Consider the following 16,726-nt stretch of genomic DNA (forward strand, 5'->3'; position numbering starts at 1 on the left):
CGTCACCACGACAGAACGTAAACGTCTCGAAGCGCCGGTGACAAAGGGGCGAATATGTCGTATCTGTCTGCTGCTCCGGACATTATGGCCAACGCGGCGACCGATCTCGCGGCTGTAGCGGCAACCCTCGACGCGGCGAATCTCAAGGCGGCGCTGCCGACGACCGCAATCTTTGCCGCGGGCGCCGACGAGGTGTCGGCGGCTATCGCCACGCTCTTCTCCGGGCACGCCCAGCGGTATCAGGCGCTGAGCAGTCAGGCGGCGACTTTTCACCAGAACTTCGCGCAGACATTGAGCGGAGCCGCGGGAAGCTATGCGTCCGCCGAAGCGGCCGCAGTCCAAACGTTGCAGCAGGCCCTTCTCGGCGTCATCAATGCACCCACCCAGGCTTTGCTCGGCAGACCGTTGATCGGCAACGGTGCGGACGGTACGGCAGCTAATCCCCACGGCGGCGCCGGAGGACTGCTGTATGGCAATGGCGGAAAAGGCTTTTCGCAAACCGCGGCCAACTCGGCAGGGGGTGCCGGCGGTGCGGCAGGGCTGATCGGAAACGGTGGCGCCGGCGGCGCCGGGGGAGCCAACGCGTCCGGCGGCGCGGGAGGGCACGGCGGCTGGCTGTACGGCAACGGTGGATCCGGCGGCAGCGGCGGGGGCGGAGCGGCCGGGGCCTTGAAGGCCAATGGTTTCAATGGTGGTGCCGGTGGTGCTGGTGGCGCGGCCGGGCTGTGGGGCGCCGGTGGTGCCGGTGGTTCGGGTGGAGTCGGCGGGGCCGCGGGAGGCATCAGTCCATTTCCCAGCCCGGGCTTCGGCCTTAACGGGGGTAGCGGTGGCGACGGCGGCGCCGGTGGTGCCGGAGGCTTGCTGTTTGGCAACGCCGGGGCCGGCGGACACGGCGGACTGGGTGGCGACGGAAACCTGGCCGCGTTGGGTGGTCGGGGCGGCGTCGGCGGGAACGGCGGTGCCGGCGGAGCGGCGGGACTGTTCGGTGAGGGGGGCGTCGGCGGTAACGGTGGGGCCGGGGGGCCGGTCGGCATTGCAGACGGCGGTGCCGGCGGCACCGGCGGCGCCGGAGGGCGCGGCGGCTGGGTCGCGGGCGATGGTGGAGCGGGCGGGCACGGCGGAGCCGGCGCGGATGCCGCGTTCATCACGAGCGGGCAGCCCGGTGGATTCTCCGGCGGAGTCGGCGGCGTCGGAGGTGCCGGCGGCGACGCCGGGTTGCTGGGTGACGGCGGAGCCGGCGGGACGGGCGGCACTGGCGGTCGAGCCGGTCTGTTCAGCCCCAACTTCAATGACAACCCCACCGCGCCCGGCATCGGTACGGCCGGCGCCGGTGGCGCCGGCGGTAACGGCGGTAACGGCGGATGGCTCTATGGCAGAGCCGGTACCGGCGCGGCGGGTGGTGACGGCGGAGTCGGCCGTTACGTCGACGGCGCTGGAAACGTGTTTGTGGGTTTGACGGGTGGCGCCGGGGGCTCGGGGGGCACCGGTGGTGACAGCGGATTGTTCGGTATCGGCGCAGCGGGCGGGGCGGGCGGCAACGGCGGCAACGCCGGCGACCTCGGAGCCGGTGTCGGAGGCGCCGGAGGCAACGGCGGTAGCGGTGGTCGGCTGATCGGCGATGGCGGACCCGGCGGCCAGGGTGGACTCGGCGGGCGGGCCGTCGCGAATCCGAACGGCGACTACGGGCTGGGTGCCGGGGGCGGCGCCGGCGGTGACGGCGGCGCAAGCGGGTGGCTTTACGGCAGTGGCGGCGTCGGAGGCGCCGGCGGTGCGGGTGGCTCGTCGGCTACCGAAGACGGAGGTGGCGAGAGCGGCGGCGCAGGTGGTGCCGGCGGCAATGGTGGGGCTGGTGGCCCCGCGCGGCTGATCGGCAACGGAGGCGCCGGCGGTGCGGGGGCACTCGGCGGCGCTGCGGCGCCGTCCCAGGGTGTGATCGGACCAAACGGCCAGAACGGCGCCGGGGGAACCGGCGGGCTCTTCTTCGGCGACGCCGGAGCTACCGGATAGACCGTATTCTTACGCCTCAGGTAGCTGTCGCCGACTGACCCGACCGCGGGCCCTCGACGTACGTCTTGATCGCCGCGATCGCGTCCACCGGAGTCAGATTCTGTCCCTGACCGTTCTGCCCGAGCTGCGGCCAGCCCGCGCCGTCGGGTCCGCGCAACTGATCCCAGATGTCGCGCACCTTGTTCAGCAGTTCGGTCTGTTCGTCGTCGGAAAGAGCCATCAACCATCCTTCGCTCGTTGCGATGCCGCACGCGGCGGCGAATTGTTGCGGGGTGAGCCCGTCGGCGGAGTTCATGTCACAGCGGCCGAACGGTGGCGCGCCCTGCGGAAGATTCGGGCTGTAGCCGTTGCCGTCGGTGTACTGGTGGGCGACCTGGCCGGGCAGATTCGGATTCGACCCGTATCCCGCCGCGACCACGCGCAGGCCGGCCGGGCGCACCCGCCACATGTTGTAGAAGTCATAGGCGTTGGCGTACCCGATGATTCGGGCCGCCGAGCCTGCGTAGTCAGCCAGATTCCAGTACAGCGCATTGATCCAGGCCGACCCGTCACCCGGCGGATTACCCCCGGATTCGACGTCGAGCATCAGCGCGACCCGCGGGTGCAGGCCGCCTTCGGCATCGATCATCGCGCGCACGGTGTCGGCATTGGACTGCCAATTGGGGCGGACGTAGGTATAGACGATGCCGAACGTCATTCGGCGACTGTCTATTGCGGCACGCATCCACGCATAGTTACGCGCGAAGTTGTGATCCCGATAGGTGCCGTCGCTGACGCGAATCGATAACACCTGGTACGGATATGAGTCATTAACCGGCACTTGGTATTCCGAGACATCGGCGAACAAGGTATCAGTCACCGTGCCGTTATCCCCCTCTACTGCAACCTTTTAACCGGCTGCCCATGCTACAGCTGCGGACCGTCAAGTATTGGCCGGTATCGTCGCCGGTATGGCTGATCGGCCCGCGAAGGTCGGCGACGTGCGTCGGATTGCCGCGTCGATGCCACACGTCAAGCGGCTGGAGGGGCCGAAGGGCAACCCGATCTATCAGGTGGGCGGGAAGTCGTTCGTCTTCTTCCGTACCCCGCAGCCGGATTGCACCGATCCCGACACCGGAGAGCGCTGGGCTGACGTGATCATGCTGTGGGTGGAGTCGGAGAGCGACAAGCTCGCCCTGATCCAGGACCCTGACTCGCCGTTTTTCAGCTCTTCCCATTTCGACGGGCACCCCTCGGTGCTGGTGCGCGCCAGCCGGCTGGCCGAGATCGGCCTGACCGAGTTGACAGAGCTGATTCAGGACGCGTGGCTGTCCCGCGCCTCGAATAGGCGCGCCGCTTCCTGGCTGGCGGCGCAAGGCGGCTGATAGCGGCCGAATGGGGGCTGATTCTCCCGCCATTTTCATGTTTAGGCACGAGTACAACGGGCAAAGCTCTGGGGACGCCAAATTTGTTTCGGGAACAACGGAGGTCTCTATGTATCGCGGTCGCGGGATTCTCGGGGTTATTGTCCTGGTGTGGCTGCTCATAGGGGTCCTCGCGGCCTGGCAGCGTGACTATTTCAAGGGTGAGGAAACCAGTTGTGCCTCACTGGGAACCGTCGCAGTCACGGTGATAGCGGGGCCATTGAATTACATGGGCGTAAATCCGAAAGTGAAAGATTGCCACGCCCCCCGTTTGCCGCAGCCCAGTGCAATGCACTCGGTCAGTTATGTCCCTGCTAAGTAAAGGAAAGTTGTCATGATTGTCGTCGGCGCCCTCTTGCTGATCCTCGGTTTCGTCTTCGGAGTGCATTTGTTGACAGTGCTTGGAGTGGTCCTGCTCGTTGTCGGTGCGGTCATGTGGGCCATGGGCTCCGTTGGCCGCCCCGTCGCCGGCAGGCGAAACTGGTACTGATCACGGCACACCGGGAAGATCCCGTGACCGCAACTGCGGTCACGGGATTCTTTCGTTTCACAGCTGGGGCATAGGGATGCCATAGCCTCGGCCTAGTCGGGTGCGGATACTGGAACTCGTGGCGGCTCCCCGAACTGAACGCGTGGTCATGTGCCGCGCCGACGGCCAACCGGTCACCGTGCTGGTGGTGGACGACGAACCTGTGCTGGCCGAGATGGTGTCGATGGCCCTGCGCTACGAAGGCTGGAACATCGCCACGGCGGGCGACGGCTCATCGGCCATCGCCGCCGCCCGTGCCGAACGCCCCGACGTCGTCGTCCTCGACGTAATGCTGCCCGACATGAGCGGTTTGGACGTCCTGCACCGGTTGCGTCAGGAGAATCCCGGTCTGCCGGTGCTGCTGCTGACGGCCAAGGACGCCGTGGAAGACCGTATCGCCGGATTGACCGCCGGCGGAGACGATTACGTCACCAAGCCGTTCAGCATCGAAGAGGTGGTGCTGCGGTTGCGCGCCCTGCTGCGGCGCACCGGCGTGACCACCGTGGACAGCGGAGCCCAACTCGTCGTCGGCGATCTCGTCCTCGACGAAGACAGCCACGAGGTGACCCGGGCAGGTGAACCGATTTCGTTGACGTCCACCGAGTTTGAACTCCTGCGGTTCATGATGCGCAACGCCAAGCGGGTGCTGAGCAAGGCGCAGATTCTGGACCGCGTATGGAGTTACGACTTTGGTGGCCGGTCCAACATCGTCGAGCTGTACATCTCCTACCTGCGCAAGAAGATCGACAACGGTCGCGAACCCATGATCCACACGCTGCGCGGCGCAGGGTATGTCCTCAAGCCGGCGCGCTAGGAGCCCGCGGGTCTGGTCGCTTCGGCTGCGCCTCATCGTCGGGCAGGTCGTGGTCCTCGCCCTCGTGTGTGTCGGCATCACTGCCGCAACCGAACTCGCGCTGCGCCACCACCTGCTGGCGCAGTTGGACAGTCAACTCAGCGGCACCTCCTACCGCTCGTCGCTGCTATACCCCGAACCGCCCCGCCGGCACGAACCGCGCGTCGTCAAGACCGGACCCGGCCCCAGGTTTCTGGACGCGCCGGGCCAGCCGGCCGGCATGGTCGCGGCGGTGGTCAGTGACGGCAGGACCGTCGACGCCGGGTACCTGACCAGTAGCGGTGCGCGCGACGCTCTGACGCCGGCAGCCCAGCATCAACTTGAGCAGATCGCCGGGAGCCGCTCACCGGTGACCCTGAACCTCGACGGCCTGGGCCGGTACCGGGTCGTCGCCGCCCCCAGCCGAAACCGTGCCGATGTGATCGTGACCGGCTTGTCGATGTCCAACATCGATGCCACCGAATTCCGGATGCTGGTCATTTTCGGCATCGTCACGCTGATCGCGATGGCCGCCGCGACCGCCGCCGGGGTGGTCATCATCCGGCGGGCGCTCGCGCCGTTGCGGCGGGTTTCCCAAACCGCCACCAAGGTGGCCGATCTGCCGCTGGACCGTGGTGAGGTGGAGTTGCCGGTCCGGGTGCCTGAAGCCGACGCCAACCCGTATACCGAAGTCGGGCAACTGGGTTCGGCGCTCAACCGGATGCTCGATCACATCTCCGCCGCACTGTCGACCCGGCAGGCGAGCGAGACCCGGGTCCGCCAGTTCGTCGCCGACGCCAGCCACGAGCTACGTACACCGCTGGCCGCGATCCGCGGGTATACCGAACTCGCCCAACGCATGGGTGACGACCGCGAAGCGGTGGCACATGCCATGAGCCGGGTCGCCTCGGAGACCGAGCGGATAACCCGGTTGGTCGAGGACCTGCTGCTGCTGGCCCGGCTGGACTCCGGCCGGCCGCTCGAGCGCGAAGCGGTCGACTTGTCCCGCCTGGCGGTCGATGCCGTCAGCGACGCCCACATCGCCGGACCGGATCACCAGTGGGAGCTCGATCTGCCGCCGGAACCGGTGACGGTGATCGGGGACGAGGCACGCCTGCATCAGGTGATGGCCAATCTGTTGGCCAACGCTCGCATTCACACCGCACCGGGCACCGTCGTCACCACCCGGCTGAGCACCGGGCCGACACACACGCTGCTGCAGGTCACCGACAACGGTGCCGGAATCCCGGTGGCGCAACAGTCGGAGGTGTTCGAGCGATTCGCGCGTGGCGATAGTTCACGCTCACGCAAAGGCGGCAGCACTGGATTGGGTTTGGCGATCGTCTCCGCCGTCGTCAAAGCGCATAACGGGACCATTACCGTGAACAGCCGACCCGGCTGCACGGAATTCGCGGTGCGGTTGCCGGTCAATGGTCGGCAACCGCCCGCATCGTCGCATTAAGTCAGGAGCAGGTGACGTCGATTTCGAAGGGCTTGTTCACCGGTGACATCGGGTTGGCCATGTCCACCCCGGTGGCGGTGCCGGTGATCTTGTAGGCGTTTCCGTTCTTGGTCGCCTCGGCCTTGCCCTGGCCGGTGCCGGAGGTGTACGCGAGGGTCACGCCGTTGACGTTGCCGAGGCCCACCGACTTGACCTCAGGCGGATTGGCGTCGGTCAGCACGGCGGCGATGCCGGTCGCCGACCCACCGATCGCGATGTTGACGTTGCCGGCCGCGGTGGTGCACACGGTCGTGCCTGTCACGTGCTGGTCCTGACCGTCGATGATGACCTTCGTGCCGGAGGCGCCGCCGCCTCCGCTTGAACTCGCGCTCGAGGAACCGCTACTCGTGTTCGACTTGTTGTCCGAACATCCGGAAAGACCCGCGACCAGAATGGCCGCTCCGGCCACAGCGACCGTCAGTCCACGCTTCACCTGTGCTCCTTTGCCGTTGTAGCGGTCCATCGTCATTGCGAACCGCCCCGGCAGTATGCGACTTCTCCGGACGGAATGGCTAGGGTCCAACGAAAACAATTTGCAGGCGAGTCTCACTCCGAATGGCTGCTTTGATGGAAAGGTGGTGCCGGTGGATCACAAGCCTCCTACCGCGACAATCGAGTCGGCACATGGCCGGCATGCGTTACCGTTCGATGACACAAGGGATTTCGACGACGCCGATCGTGGTTTCATCGCCGCGCTGACGCCGTGCGTCATCAAAGCCGCCGACGGTCGCGTGGTGTGGGACAACGACGTGTACTCGTTCCTCGGCGGGCCCGCACCCACGTCGGTACATCCCAGCCTCTGGCGGCAGTCGACGCTGGCCGCCAAACAGGGCCTCTACGAGGTGGTGCCGGGGATCTATCAGGTTCGGGGACTCGACCTCTCCAACATCAGTTTCATCGAAGGCGACACCGGAGTCATCGTCATCGATCCGCTGGTGTCCACGGAAGTGGCCGCGGCAGCGCTGGAGTTGTATCGCGCGCACCGGGGCGGCGACCGGCCGGTGGTGGCGGTCATCTACACCCACAGCCACGTCGACCATTTCGGGGGTGTGCTCGGAGTTGCGTCGCAGGCCGACGTGGATGCCGGGAAGGTGGCGGTGCTGGCGCCGGAGGGCTTCACCACACACGCCGTACAGGAGAACGTCTATGCCGGACCGGCGATGACGCGCCGCGCCACGTATATGTACGGCACGGTGCTGGATCGCGGGCCGTCCGGGCAGGTGGGCTGCGGGCTCGGTCAGACACCGTCGACCGGGGAGGTCGGCCTGATCGTTCCGACCATCGATATCAAGAAGACGGGAGAGACGCACACCATCGACGGTGTGCAGATCGAGTTTCAGATGGCGCCGGGCACCGAGGCTCCCGCCGAGATGCACTTCTATTTCCCGCAATTCCGGGCGTTGTGCATGGCCGAGAACGCGACGCACAACCTGCACAACCTGTTGACGCTGCGCGGGGCCCTGGTGCGCGACCCGCATGCCTGGTCGGGTTACCTGACCGAGGCGATCGACGCGTTCGCCGATCGCACCGACGTGGTATTCGCCTCACATCACTGGCCGACCTGGGGACGCGAGCACATCGTCGAGTTCCTTTCGCTGCAGCGCGACCTGTACGCCTACCTGCACGACCAGACTCTGCGGTTGCTCAACCAGGGGTACACCGGCGTGGAGATCGCCGAAATGTTCCAGATGCCACCGGCCTTGGACCAGGCCTGGCATGCCCGCGGCTACTACGGGTCGGTCAGCCACAACGTCAAGGCCGTCTACCAGCGCTACATGGGATGGTTCGACGGCAACCCGGGCCGGTTATGGCCGCACCCGCCCGAAGCGCTGGGGCCCCGTTATGTCGAGGCCCTCGGCGGCCTGGACCGGGTGGTCGAATTGGCCCGCGCCGCTTTTGATTCAGGCGATTTCCGCTGGGCGGCAACGCTTTTGGATCACGCGATGTTCACCGACGAGCATCACGCCGCGGCGCGTGAGCTGTATGCGGACACTTTGGAGCAGTTGGGCTACGGTGCCGAGAACGCGACGTGGCGCAACTTCTTCATGAGCGGGGCCACCGAACTGCGCGTGGGCAATTTCGGGACCGCGACCCAGGCGACATCGCTGAGCCTGCTGTCCCAGCTGACGCCGGAGCAGATCTTCGACGGCTTGGCCATCCGGGTGAACGGGCCGGGCAGCTGGGATCTGGACATCGCGATCGACATCACGTTCGCCGATCTGGACGCCAATTACCGGCTGGCACTGCGCAATGGTGTGCTGGTGCAGCGGCGGGTGCCCGCCGACCCGGCGTCCGCGACCGTTACGGTCAAGCTGGACACCAAGTTCCGGCTTCTCGGCGTGGCGATGGGTGACTTCACGTCGCCGGGGCTCGAGGTGTCGGGCGACCAGGGCGCGCTGCAGTCGTTGCTGGCGGTGCTCGACAACCCCGACCCCAACTTCAACATCGTGGTCCCGTGACTGGGCCGAGGAGACGCAAAATCGTCCTGGAGCGGACGCTCCCGGACGATTCTGCGTCTGCTCGCGATGGAGGGGTAACCCTCAAGCGACGTCGATGATCACCTTGCCCAGCACCTTGCGGTCGGCCACGAAGCGCAGTGCCGCAGCGGTTTCCGCCAGCGGGAACCGCGCACCGATGTAGGGCCGGATCTTTCCGTCGGCGAACAACTGCGACAGTTCGGCGAGGTCGCGGGCGCACTCGTCGGGATAGTCGCCCATAAAGGTGCGGATCTCCATGCCGCGCACGGTGATGTCCTTGAGCATCACCAGATTCAGCGGAATGGCCGGGATGGATCCGGCCGCGTAGCCGAGCGTGACGAACATGCCGCCGCGGGCCAGCCCCCGCAACGCGGGCTCCGCGTAGGAGCCGCCCACCGGGTCCAGGACGACGCGCGCGCTGTCGCCGGTCAGCTCCCGGATGCGTAGCTTCAGGTCCTCATTGTCGTAATCGACGGTGGCCTCGGCGCCGCGCTCGCGGCACAGGTCCAGTTTCTTCGGAGTGGATGCCGCCGCCAGCACCCGGGCGCCCATCGCGACTGCCAGATCTACCGCGGCCAGGCCGACTCCTCCCGCCGCCCCCAGCACCACCACCCAATCACCCGGGGCGACCTGGGCGACCGAACGCAGCGCGTGGTACGCCGTCCGGTAGGTCACCCCGAAAGCCGCGGCAGAGCCGAAATCGACGCCGTCGGGCACCGCTTCGGCCGTCGTGGCATCCAGCACCGCCAACTCGGCGAACGCTCCGAAGGTGGTGCCGAATACCCGCTGGCCCGGGTGCAACGATGCGCCGGTCCCGACGGCCACCACCTCGCCGGCGATCTCGTTGCCGGGGATGAACGGCGGCGGAATCTTGACCTGGTACTTGCCCGCGATGAACAGCACATCGGGAAAATTCACCGCCGCCGCGTGCACCCGCACCAGCACCTGACCCGGGGCGGGCACCGGGTCGGCAACCTCGGCGAGCACCAGGTCCTCCGGTGGGCCGTAGGCATTGCAGAGAATGGCGCGCATCAACGGACTCCCAGCCCGAGCAGGCAGAACTTCACCAGGTGCTCGATGTCTTCCCGGCCCGGCCGGTCGGCCGACCCGACGTACCGTCGCATCACCGCGACCGTGCCACCGTAAACCGCCTCGACGTCACGCTCGACGTCGGTGCTGCCGAGCGCGGTCACCGGCTCGACCAGCAGCTCACGCAGCGGCCGCATCATCTCCCGGTCGGCGGCCAGCCAGTTCGACACCTGCCCGGCCGCCGCGCGGCTCATGCTGATCAGATGCGGATCGGCGACCTGCGCCAGTGTGCCTTCGATCCAGCGGGCCACCCGGTCCTGCGGCCGGGTCTCCTTGGCCATCTGGTGCTGCAGATAGGACACCACGATTCCCACCCCGCGTTCCATCACCGCCAGGATGAGCTCGTCCTTGCCGGCGAAGTACCGGTAGAACGCTTTGTTCGACGACCCGGCCTCGGCGACGATGTCGCTGACGCGGGGCGGTTCGGGCGCCACCCGCTGCATCACCCGTACCGCGGCGGCCAGGATCCGTTCCACCTCCTCGGCAGCGGCACGCTGCCGGTCGTCGAGGGCACGCTCGACGGCCGCGGTCACCCGGTCGCTCACGGCGAATCAGGCAGTGCCGGAACACGATCGATCACGCCGGCGTACTTCTTGCGGGCCGCCTCACGCCGGACGTCGAGCATCTCGCTGGGCCACTCGCCTTCTTCGGCTTCGTAACCCTTCAAGAGCATCCGGGCCAGGTTGACCTTGTGCGCCTCGGTCGGTCCATCGGCCAGACCGAGCGCGATGCCGCCCAGCAGCACGTTGACCAGCGGCAGCTGATCGCTGAGCCCGAGCGCGCCGTGGACCTGAATAGCCCGCAGCGCAATGGATTTCAGCACCTGGGAGGCCAGGATCTTGCAGACCCCGATCTCGGCGCGGGCCGCGCGTTCGTCGCCGTTGTCGATCAGCCAGGCGGCGTGCAGTACCGTCAGCCGGAACGGAATCAACTCGGTGTGCGAGTCGGCGATGAACTCCTGCACCAGTTGCTTGTCCGCCAGCGAACTACCCTGTGTGAAACGGCTTTTCGCCCGGCGCGACATCATCTCGATGGCCCGCTGCGCCATCCCGATGGAGCGCATGGCGTGGTGCAAACGTCCGCCGGCCAAGCGCGTCTGCAGAATCAGAAAGCCCTGGCCCGGTTCACCCAACAGCGCGTCGGGGCCGACCCGCACGTCGTTGTAGCGCACCAGCGCATGGCCCGGTTCGTGCGGGTCGGACCCGACGAGGTGGTGGTTGGCTTCGATGGTCAGGCCCGGTGTCCCCGCCGGGATCAGAAACGTGGACGCGCCGTGGTGCACCGGCACATCCGGGTCGCTGATGGCGACGACGATGAAGAACGATGCGACAGAAGCGTTGGAGGAGAAGAACTTCTGGCCGGTGATCACCCAGTCGTCACCGTCACGCACCGCCCGGGTGGTGAAGACCCGCGGATCGGCGCCGCCCTGCGGTTCGGTCATCGAGAAGCAGGAGAAGATCTCTCCGGACAACAGGCCGGCCAGGTACCGGTCCTTCTGTTCCTGGGTGCCGAAGCGGGCCAGGATCTCCGCGTTGCCCGTGTCGGGGGCCTGCGTTCCGAAGATGATGGGCGCCCACGGGCTGCGGCCCAGGATCTCGTTGATGAGGGTCAGCTTGACCGCGCCGAAGCCCTGCCCCCCGAGTTCGGGACCCAGATGCGGTGCCCACAAACCCTGATCGCGGACCTGCTGCTTGAGTGGATCGACGATGCGGCGGCGTTCCTCATTCAGCGGCAGGAATTCACAGCCGGGAAAGAGCACTTCGAGCGGTTCCACTTCGTCGCGCACAAACGCGCGGACCCACTCGAGCTTCTTTTCGAACTCCGGCTCAGTGGAGAAGTCCCATGCCATCGAAGTGCTCCTCTCGTCAGGGAATGCCGCCGTCGGCCCGCACGATGGAGCCGGTGGTGAAACTGGACGCGTCCGACGCCAGAAAGAGAGCGGCGCCGACGATTTCGGGGGGATTGCCGGCGCGTCGCAGCGACAGGTGCCCGAACATGTTGGTGTCACGCTCCTCGAGGTTCCAGGCCTTGCTGACGTCGGTCAGGAACGGCCCGGCCATGAGTGTGTTCACCCGCACCGTTGGGCCGAATGCGCGCGCGAAGCCCTCCGTCATCGCGTTGAGTCCGGCCTTGGCCGAGGCGTAGGGAATGATGTCCGGGCTCGGTCGCAGCGAGCCGGCCGAACTCACATTGATGATCGAGCCGCCTCCGGCGGCCACCATCCGTTCCCCCACCAACGCCGAAAGGCGAAATGGCCCTTTGAGATTCAGGTTGAACACCGAATCGTAGAGCTTCTCGCTGACCTCGGACAGCTTGCCGTACAGCGGCGACATGCCGGCGTTGTTGACCAGGGTGTCGACCTTGCCGAAGGCGTCGTAGGTGGCCTCCACCAGCCCGTCGAGTTGGTCCCACCGGCCGACGTGCACCTGGTACGGCATGGCGGTGCGGCCCGTCTCGGCCTCGATCTCCTTGGCCACGGCCACGCAGTTGTCCATGTTGCGGCTGGCGATCACCACGTCGGCACCGCAGCGCGCCATGCCGAAGGCCATCTCCCGGCCCAGGCCCCTGCTACCGCCAGTGATCAGCACCACCCTGTCAGTGAGGTCGAAAAGCTGGTCAGCGTAACCCATTTCAGGACCGTGCCAATTCTGCGGCGGTGGCGATCAGCTGCGGGATCATCGACCCGAATGCGTCTTTGATCTTGGGGTCCACCTTCCCGGTCCGAACGCCCGCGGCGTATGTCTTCTCCAGCACGATGCCGAGCTTCCAGTTTGCCAGCACCAGGTAGTAGTCGATGTTCTCGGTAGACAGTCCGCTGATCGACTCGTAGTGCGACAGCAATTCGCTGCGCCGCGGCATGCCGGCCATGTCGAGGTAGAACCCGCCGGCGCGCGGCTCCTCCCCGTCGTAGCCGAGCAGCGCCCACGCCAGGTCCAGCAGCGGGTCGCCGACGGTCGTCATCTCCCAGTCCACGATCGCGGCCAGCCGGGCCGGTGCCCCGTGCGCGAACATCACGTTCGCGAACTGGTAGTCGCCGTGCATGATGCCGGGCGTGTAGTGCGCGGGCCGGTTGCGCCGTAGCCACTCCGCGGCCTCGTCCAGTCCCGGCAGCTCCCGCACCTTGTACGAGTCGAGGAAGGCCAGCCAGCGGTCGACCTGTCGTTCGTGGAAGCCGTCCGGGCGGCCGAAACCTTCCAGGCCCTGGGCGCGCCAGTCCACCCGGCCCAGCTTGGCGGCGCCTTCGACGAGCTGGAACGCCAGCTCGCGACGAGCCGCGAGGTCGGTGTCGAACGGCGCCCGCCAGCCGCCGTCCATCGGACTCCAGCCGTCGATCGCGCTCATCACGTAGAACGGCATACCCAGCACCGAGCCGGTGTCGTCGGCGGCGATCAACTCCGCATGCGGCACGTCGGTGCCCGACAGGGCCCGCACCAGCCGGATCTCGCGGAGCAGGCCGTCAAGGCGCGCGGCGTCTGCGCGCGGGCCGGGCATCCGTAGCACCATCCGCTCCGGGCCGCGCTCAACCAGATACAGCGTGTTCTGCGAGCCGCCGCTGAGCTGGTTGAGGACGGTCTGTTCGCCGTGCCCCGCCGCGTCCTTGGAGTCGAGCCAGCGTCCCAGAACGCCGGCATCCAGTTCGGTCCTACTCGCAGCCACCATGCTCCGCACACCCCGCTCTCTCTATGGAGAATAGCATTCTCCATAAGGCCGGCAAGACCCCGAACGCCCGCGTGCGAGGCTGGGCAGATGCAACTCCTTCTGGTCCGCCACGCATTGCCGCTGCGCAGCGAACACGGCGAGGGTGCCGATCCCGACCTGTCCGAGACCGGATTGCAGCAGGTGGCGCGGCTGCCTGAGGCGCTAGCCCGGTTTCCCATCTCTCGTGTCGTCAGCAGCCCGCAACGCCGCGCGATCCAGACCGCCGAGCCGCTGGCGAAGGCTCGCGACCTGAGCATCGATATCGAGGACCGGCTGGCTGAATACGACCGGGACCTGACGTCCTACATTCCGATCGAACAGATCCGAACCGAGTTCCCGCAGGAATGGGCTCGCATGGCGCAGGGACACCTGCCGTCTGCCGTCGACGAGGACGCCTTCCGTGCCCGGGTTCGCGGCGCGATCGACGACCTGGTGGCTGCCGCCGACCCCGACGAGACCATCGCCGCGTTCAGCCACGGCGGTGTGATCAATGTGGTGCTGCACGAGATTCTGGGGACCGCGCGGTTGCTGTCGTTTCCCATCGACTATGCCTCGGTGACCCGGCTGCTGTTCTCCCGGACCGGGCAGGCGACGGTGGCGACGGTCAACGCGACGGAGCATGTGTGGGATCTGCTGCCCCGAAACCTGCGCGGGTGAGTCGACGATGCGCGCCGTGTAGCGGCGTGCGGAGGAGCGAACGATTTGATCCTGAGGAGTGAATGGTAAACAAGTGCGGTGACTTCGGTGGACCGACTTGACGGCCTCGAGCTGGCGGCGTTGGACGGGTATCTGCGTTCGCTGGACGTCCCGCGCACCGGCGAGCTGCGCGGTGAGTTCATCTCCGGCGGCCGCTCCAATCTGACCTTCCGCGTCTATGACGATGCGACGAGCTGGCTGGTGCGGCGTCCGCCACTGCACGGCCTGACGCCCTCGGCGCACGACATGGCCCGTGAGTTCAAGGTGGTGGCCGCGCTGCAGGACACCGCGGTGCCGGTGGCGCGTGCGATCGCCCTGTGTGAGGACGACACGGTGCTGGGTGCGCCATTCCAGATCGTCGAATTCGTCGACGGGCAGGTGGTGCGCCGGCGCTCACAGCTGGAATCGCTGGGGCGCCGCGCCATCGACGGCTGCGTGGATTCGCTGATCCGGGTGCTCGTCGACCTGCACAGCATCGACCCGGCCTCCGTCGGGCTCAGCGACTTCGGCAGGCCCGACGGCTACCTGGAACGCCAGGTACGCCGGTGGGGCTCGCAATGGGAGCTGGTGCGGTTACCAGAAGACCGCCGCGACGACGACGTCGAACGGTTGCATTCGGCGCTGCAGCAAGCCATTCCGCAGCAGAGCCGGACGTCGATCGTGCACGGCGACTACCGGATCGACAACACCATCCTCGATTCGGAGGACCCGACCATCGTGCGTGCGGTCGTCGACTGGGAGCTTTCGACTCTGGGGGATCCGATCAGCGACGCGGCCCTGATGTGCGTCTACCGGGACCCGGCACTGGACCTGATCATCGACACTCCGGCCGCTTGGACGTCTCCGCTGCTGCCGTCGGCCGATGAGCTGGCCGACCGGTATTCACTGGTGTCCGGGCAGCCGCTGGGCCAGTGGGAGTTCTACATGGCCCTGGCGTACTTCAAGCTCGCCATCATCGCCGCGGGCATCGACTTTCGTCGGCGCATGTCCGAGGAAGCCGACGGGCAGGAGGCGTCCGCCGACGCTCCCGAGGTGGTGGCGCCGCTGATCTCGCGCGGACTCGCCGAGATCGCCAGGCTCACCTAGCGGTGCGCGGCGGTCAGGTTCTTCTTGGCCGCGCGGCGCAGCTGAACGATCCGGGCCGTACCCACGGCAACGGTGATCAGCCCGCCCACGACGGCGGCCAGCAGGATCGCCACTCCCAGCGGCAGCGTCCAGTGCCAGCCGAGGAAGGTGAACGCGGTGGACGCCGTGTTCTGCGCGATGAAGACCAGCAGCAGGATCAGGATCAGGAACCCGACGATCAGCGACGACCACAGCGCACCGGCGCGGGTGAAGGCGGAGGCCTTGTCCTTGGGCAGTGGACGGGACTGCGGCGGCGGCGTCTTGCGGGACGGCGAGTGGTCGGGCCGAGGTGCATCCGGCGGAAGCGAGCCAGGAGAGGTGCTGGTCATGAGTCCATCTTTGACCCATACGGCACGGAATGAAACCAAACCACAGGAAAACTCCTCGCATGCTCGGCTGCGGCGGCATCGCGGCAACGTAGTCTCGTCAGGGTGGAAATGCTGCGGCGGGCAACACTCGCCGCGATTGTGTTGCTGCTCGGATACCCGATTGCGGCGTGCGGCAATCCCGATCCGTTCGGATCCGGCGCGGGTGGCCCCAGGTCCATCGTGGTGGGATCCGGCGACTTCCCGGAATCGCAGATCGTCGCCGAAATCTACGCGCAGGCACTGCATGCCAACGGCTTCGACGTCGGACGGAGAATGGGCATCGGCAGCCGGGAGACGTATATCCCGGCGCTCAAAGACCATTCCATCGACCTGGTTCCGGAGTACATCGGCAATCTGCTGCTCTACTTCGAGCCGGACTCAAAGGCCACCGTTCTCGACGCGGTCGAGTTGCAGCTCTATCAGCGGCTGCCCGGTGACCTCTCCATTCTCACTCCGTCGCCTGCTTCGGATACCGACACCGTCACAGTCACCGCCGCCACCGCCGCCAAGTGGAGCCTCAAGACGATCGGGGACCTCGCTGCGCATTCCGCCGAGGTGCGTTTCGCCGCGCCGTCAGCCTTCGCGACCCGTCCGTCCGGGCTGATCGGGCTCAAGCAGAAGTACGGACTCGATATCAGTTCCGGCAACTTCATGACGATCAACGACGGCGGCGGCCCGGTGACGGTGCGGGCGTTGGTGGACGGATCGGCGACCGCCGCCAACATTTTCAGTACCTCGCCGGCCGTGGTGCAGGATCACCTGGTGGCGCTGGAGGATCCTGAGCACAACTTTCTGGCCGGAAACATTGTGCCGCTGGTTAATTCGCAGAAGAAGTCGGACCGCCTCAAGGAGGTGCTCGATGCGGTCTCGGCGAAGCTGACCACCGGCGGTATCGCCAAACTCAACGCGGCGGTCTTCGGCAACGGTGGCGTCGATCCCGACGAAGCGGCCCGGAAATGGGTGCACGACAACGGTTTCGATCGGCCGATCGAGCGCTGAT

18 protein-coding genes are annotated in these 16,726 nt (G+C 66.9%); 10 read left to right on the plus strand and 8 right to left on the minus strand.

Annotated features, from left to right (window positions below):
* Positions 1–54 precede the first annotated feature (54 nt).
* Complete coding sequence (locus tag QXK92_RS26700; RefSeq protein WP_306246831.1) at positions 55–2,007, plus strand: PE family protein; 1,953 nt, start codon at positions 55–57, stop codon at positions 2,005–2,007.
* Positions 2,008–2,023: 16 nt separating this feature from the next.
* Here QXK92_RS26700 and QXK92_RS26705 read toward each other — a convergent pair whose 3' ends face one another.
* Positions 2,024–2,866 (minus strand): hypothetical protein, encoded by an 843-nt coding sequence (locus tag QXK92_RS26705; protein WP_306246833.1) that lies wholly within the window; start codon positions 2,864–2,866, stop codon positions 2,024–2,026.
* 91 nt (positions 2,867–2,957) lie between these two features.
* Here QXK92_RS26705 and QXK92_RS26710 point away from each other — a divergent pair, with 91 nt between their 5' ends.
* The 5 genes from QXK92_RS26710 to QXK92_RS26730 all read left to right on the plus strand — a co-directional run bounded on the left by QXK92_RS26710 (position 2,958) and on the right by QXK92_RS26730 (position 6,233).
* Positions 2,958–3,371 (plus strand): MmcQ/YjbR family DNA-binding protein, encoded by a 414-nt coding sequence (locus QXK92_RS26710; protein ID WP_306247936.1) that lies wholly within the window; start codon positions 2,958–2,960, stop codon positions 3,369–3,371.
* A 109-nt stretch (positions 3,372–3,480) separates the two neighbouring features.
* Complete coding sequence (locus QXK92_RS26715; protein ID WP_306246835.1) at positions 3,481–3,732, plus strand: hypothetical protein; 252 nt, start codon at positions 3,481–3,483, stop codon at positions 3,730–3,732.
* 12 nt (positions 3,733–3,744) lie between these two features.
* A complete protein-coding gene (locus QXK92_RS26720; RefSeq protein ID WP_167544975.1) occupies positions 3,745–3,900 on the plus strand; it encodes a DUF6131 family protein in 156 nt (51 codons plus the stop codon).
* A gap of 148 nt (positions 3,901–4,048) precedes the next feature.
* Entirely contained in the window at positions 4,049–4,753 is a 705-nt protein-coding gene (gene tcrX / locus QXK92_RS26725; protein ID WP_306247938.1) for a two-component system response regulator TcrX, read from the plus strand.
* A complete protein-coding gene (locus QXK92_RS26730) occupies positions 4,731–6,233 on the plus strand; it encodes a cell wall metabolism sensor histidine kinase WalK (protein WP_306246837.1) in 1,503 nt (500 codons plus the stop codon). Before tcrX ends, QXK92_RS26730 begins: the two co-directional genes overlap by 23 nt.
* A gap of 1 nt (position 6,234) precedes the next feature.
* Here QXK92_RS26730 and QXK92_RS26735 read toward each other — a convergent pair whose 3' ends face one another.
* The gene (locus tag QXK92_RS26735) at positions 6,235–6,705 is read right to left on the minus strand and encodes a lipoprotein LpqH (protein WP_306246839.1); all 471 of its coding nucleotides are present in this window, start codon (positions 6,703–6,705) and stop codon (positions 6,235–6,237) included.
* 145 nt (positions 6,706–6,850) lie between these two features.
* On the opposite strand from QXK92_RS26735, the gene QXK92_RS26740 reads away from it, so the two are divergent.
* Entirely contained in the window at positions 6,851–8,731 is a 1,881-nt protein-coding gene (locus QXK92_RS26740) for an alkyl/aryl-sulfatase (protein WP_306246841.1), read from the plus strand.
* A gap of 81 nt (positions 8,732–8,812) precedes the next feature.
* On the opposite strand, the gene QXK92_RS26745 is transcribed toward QXK92_RS26740, so the two are convergent.
* The 5 genes from QXK92_RS26745 to QXK92_RS26765 are packed head-to-tail and all read right to left on the minus strand — an operon-like array spanning position 8,813 to position 13,498.
* Positions 8,813–9,781, minus strand: coding sequence for an NADPH:quinone oxidoreductase family protein (locus tag QXK92_RS26745; RefSeq protein WP_306246843.1), 969 nt, complete (start codon positions 9,779–9,781; stop codon positions 8,813–8,815).
* Positions 9,781–10,383, minus strand: coding sequence for a TetR/AcrR family transcriptional regulator (locus tag QXK92_RS26750; RefSeq protein ID WP_306246845.1), 603 nt, complete (start codon positions 10,381–10,383; stop codon positions 9,781–9,783). The genes QXK92_RS26745 and QXK92_RS26750 overlap by 1 nt, the downstream gene beginning before the upstream one ends.
* On the minus strand, positions 10,380–11,687 hold the full coding sequence (locus tag QXK92_RS26755) for an acyl-CoA dehydrogenase family protein (RefSeq protein ID WP_306246847.1): 1,308 nt from the start codon (positions 11,685–11,687) through the stop codon (positions 10,380–10,382). The genes QXK92_RS26750 and QXK92_RS26755 overlap by 4 nt, the downstream gene beginning before the upstream one ends.
* A 16-nt stretch (positions 11,688–11,703) precedes the next feature.
* The gene (locus tag QXK92_RS26760; RefSeq protein WP_306246849.1) at positions 11,704–12,468 is read right to left on the minus strand and encodes an SDR family NAD(P)-dependent oxidoreductase; all 765 of its coding nucleotides are present in this window, start codon (positions 12,466–12,468) and stop codon (positions 11,704–11,706) included.
* 1 nt (position 12,469) lies between these two features.
* A complete protein-coding gene (locus QXK92_RS26765) occupies positions 12,470–13,498 on the minus strand; it encodes a phosphotransferase family protein (RefSeq protein ID WP_306246851.1) in 1,029 nt (342 codons plus the stop codon).
* Between the two features lie 87 nt (positions 13,499–13,585).
* Between QXK92_RS26765 and QXK92_RS26770 the strand changes: the two genes are divergently transcribed.
* On the plus strand, positions 13,586–14,194 hold the full coding sequence (locus QXK92_RS26770; protein WP_306246854.1) for a histidine phosphatase family protein: 609 nt from the start codon (positions 13,586–13,588) through the stop codon (positions 14,192–14,194).
* Positions 14,195–14,272: 78 nt separating this feature from the next.
* The gene (locus QXK92_RS26775) at positions 14,273–15,319 is read left to right on the plus strand and encodes a phosphotransferase family protein (protein ID WP_306246856.1); all 1,047 of its coding nucleotides are present in this window, start codon (positions 14,273–14,275) and stop codon (positions 15,317–15,319) included.
* On the opposite strand, the gene QXK92_RS26780 is transcribed toward QXK92_RS26775, so the two are convergent.
* Positions 15,316–15,687: a lipopolysaccharide assembly LapA domain-containing protein gene (locus tag QXK92_RS26780; RefSeq protein WP_306246858.1), complete on the minus strand. Its 372-nt coding sequence runs from the start codon at positions 15,685–15,687 to the stop codon at positions 15,316–15,318. The genes QXK92_RS26775 and QXK92_RS26780 overlap by 4 nt on opposite strands.
* A gap of 108 nt (positions 15,688–15,795) precedes the next feature.
* Here QXK92_RS26780 and QXK92_RS26785 point away from each other — a divergent pair, with 108 nt between their 5' ends.
* The gene (locus QXK92_RS26785) at positions 15,796–16,725 is read left to right on the plus strand and encodes an ABC transporter substrate-binding protein (RefSeq protein WP_306247939.1); all 930 of its coding nucleotides are present in this window, start codon (positions 15,796–15,798) and stop codon (positions 16,723–16,725) included.
* Position 16,726: the final 1 nt, after the last annotated feature.

Source organism: Mycobacterium sp. TY815 (assembly GCF_030755135.1).
Lineage (GTDB): Bacteria > Actinomycetota > Actinomycetes > Mycobacteriales > Mycobacteriaceae > Mycobacterium.

What these genes read in the sequence shown, in the direction of transcription:
- QXK92_RS26765 (WP_306246851.1), bottom strand. Translation starts at nt 13,498, where the DNA reads ATGGTGGCTGCGAGTAGGACCGAACTGGATGCCGGCGTTCTGGGACGC.
- QXK92_RS26780 (WP_306246858.1), bottom strand. Translation starts at nt 15,687, where the DNA reads ATGACCAGCACCTCTCCTGGCTCGCTTCCGCCGGATGCACCTCGGCCC.
- QXK92_RS26785 (WP_306247939.1), top strand. Translation starts at nt 15,796, where the DNA reads ATGCTGCGGCGGGCAACACTCGCCGCGATTGTGTTGCTGCTCGGATAC.
- QXK92_RS26700 (WP_306246831.1), top strand. Translation starts at nt 55, where the DNA reads ATGTCGTATCTGTCTGCTGCTCCGGACATTATGGCCAACGCGGCGACC.
- QXK92_RS26760 (WP_306246849.1), bottom strand. Translation starts at nt 12,468, where the DNA reads ATGGGTTACGCTGACCAGCTTTTCGACCTCACTGACAGGGTGGTGCTG.
- QXK92_RS26770 (WP_306246854.1), top strand. Translation starts at nt 13,586, where the DNA reads ATGCAACTCCTTCTGGTCCGCCACGCATTGCCGCTGCGCAGCGAACAC.
- QXK92_RS26755 (WP_306246847.1), bottom strand. Translation starts at nt 11,687, where the DNA reads ATGGCATGGGACTTCTCCACTGAGCCGGAGTTCGAAAAGAAGCTCGAG.
- QXK92_RS26730 (WP_306246837.1), top strand. Translation starts at nt 4,731, where the DNA reads ATGTCCTCAAGCCGGCGCGCTAGGAGCCCGCGGGTCTGGTCGCTTCGG.
- QXK92_RS26745 (WP_306246843.1), bottom strand. Translation starts at nt 9,781, where the DNA reads ATGCGCGCCATTCTCTGCAATGCCTACGGCCCACCGGAGGACCTGGTG.
- QXK92_RS26715 (WP_306246835.1), top strand. Translation starts at nt 3,481, where the DNA reads ATGTATCGCGGTCGCGGGATTCTCGGGGTTATTGTCCTGGTGTGGCTG.
- QXK92_RS26720 (WP_167544975.1), top strand. Translation starts at nt 3,745, where the DNA reads ATGATTGTCGTCGGCGCCCTCTTGCTGATCCTCGGTTTCGTCTTCGGA.
- QXK92_RS26710 (WP_306247936.1), top strand. Translation starts at nt 2,958, where the DNA reads ATGGCTGATCGGCCCGCGAAGGTCGGCGACGTGCGTCGGATTGCCGCG.
- tcrX (WP_306247938.1), top strand. Translation starts at nt 4,049, where the DNA reads ATGTGCCGCGCCGACGGCCAACCGGTCACCGTGCTGGTGGTGGACGAC.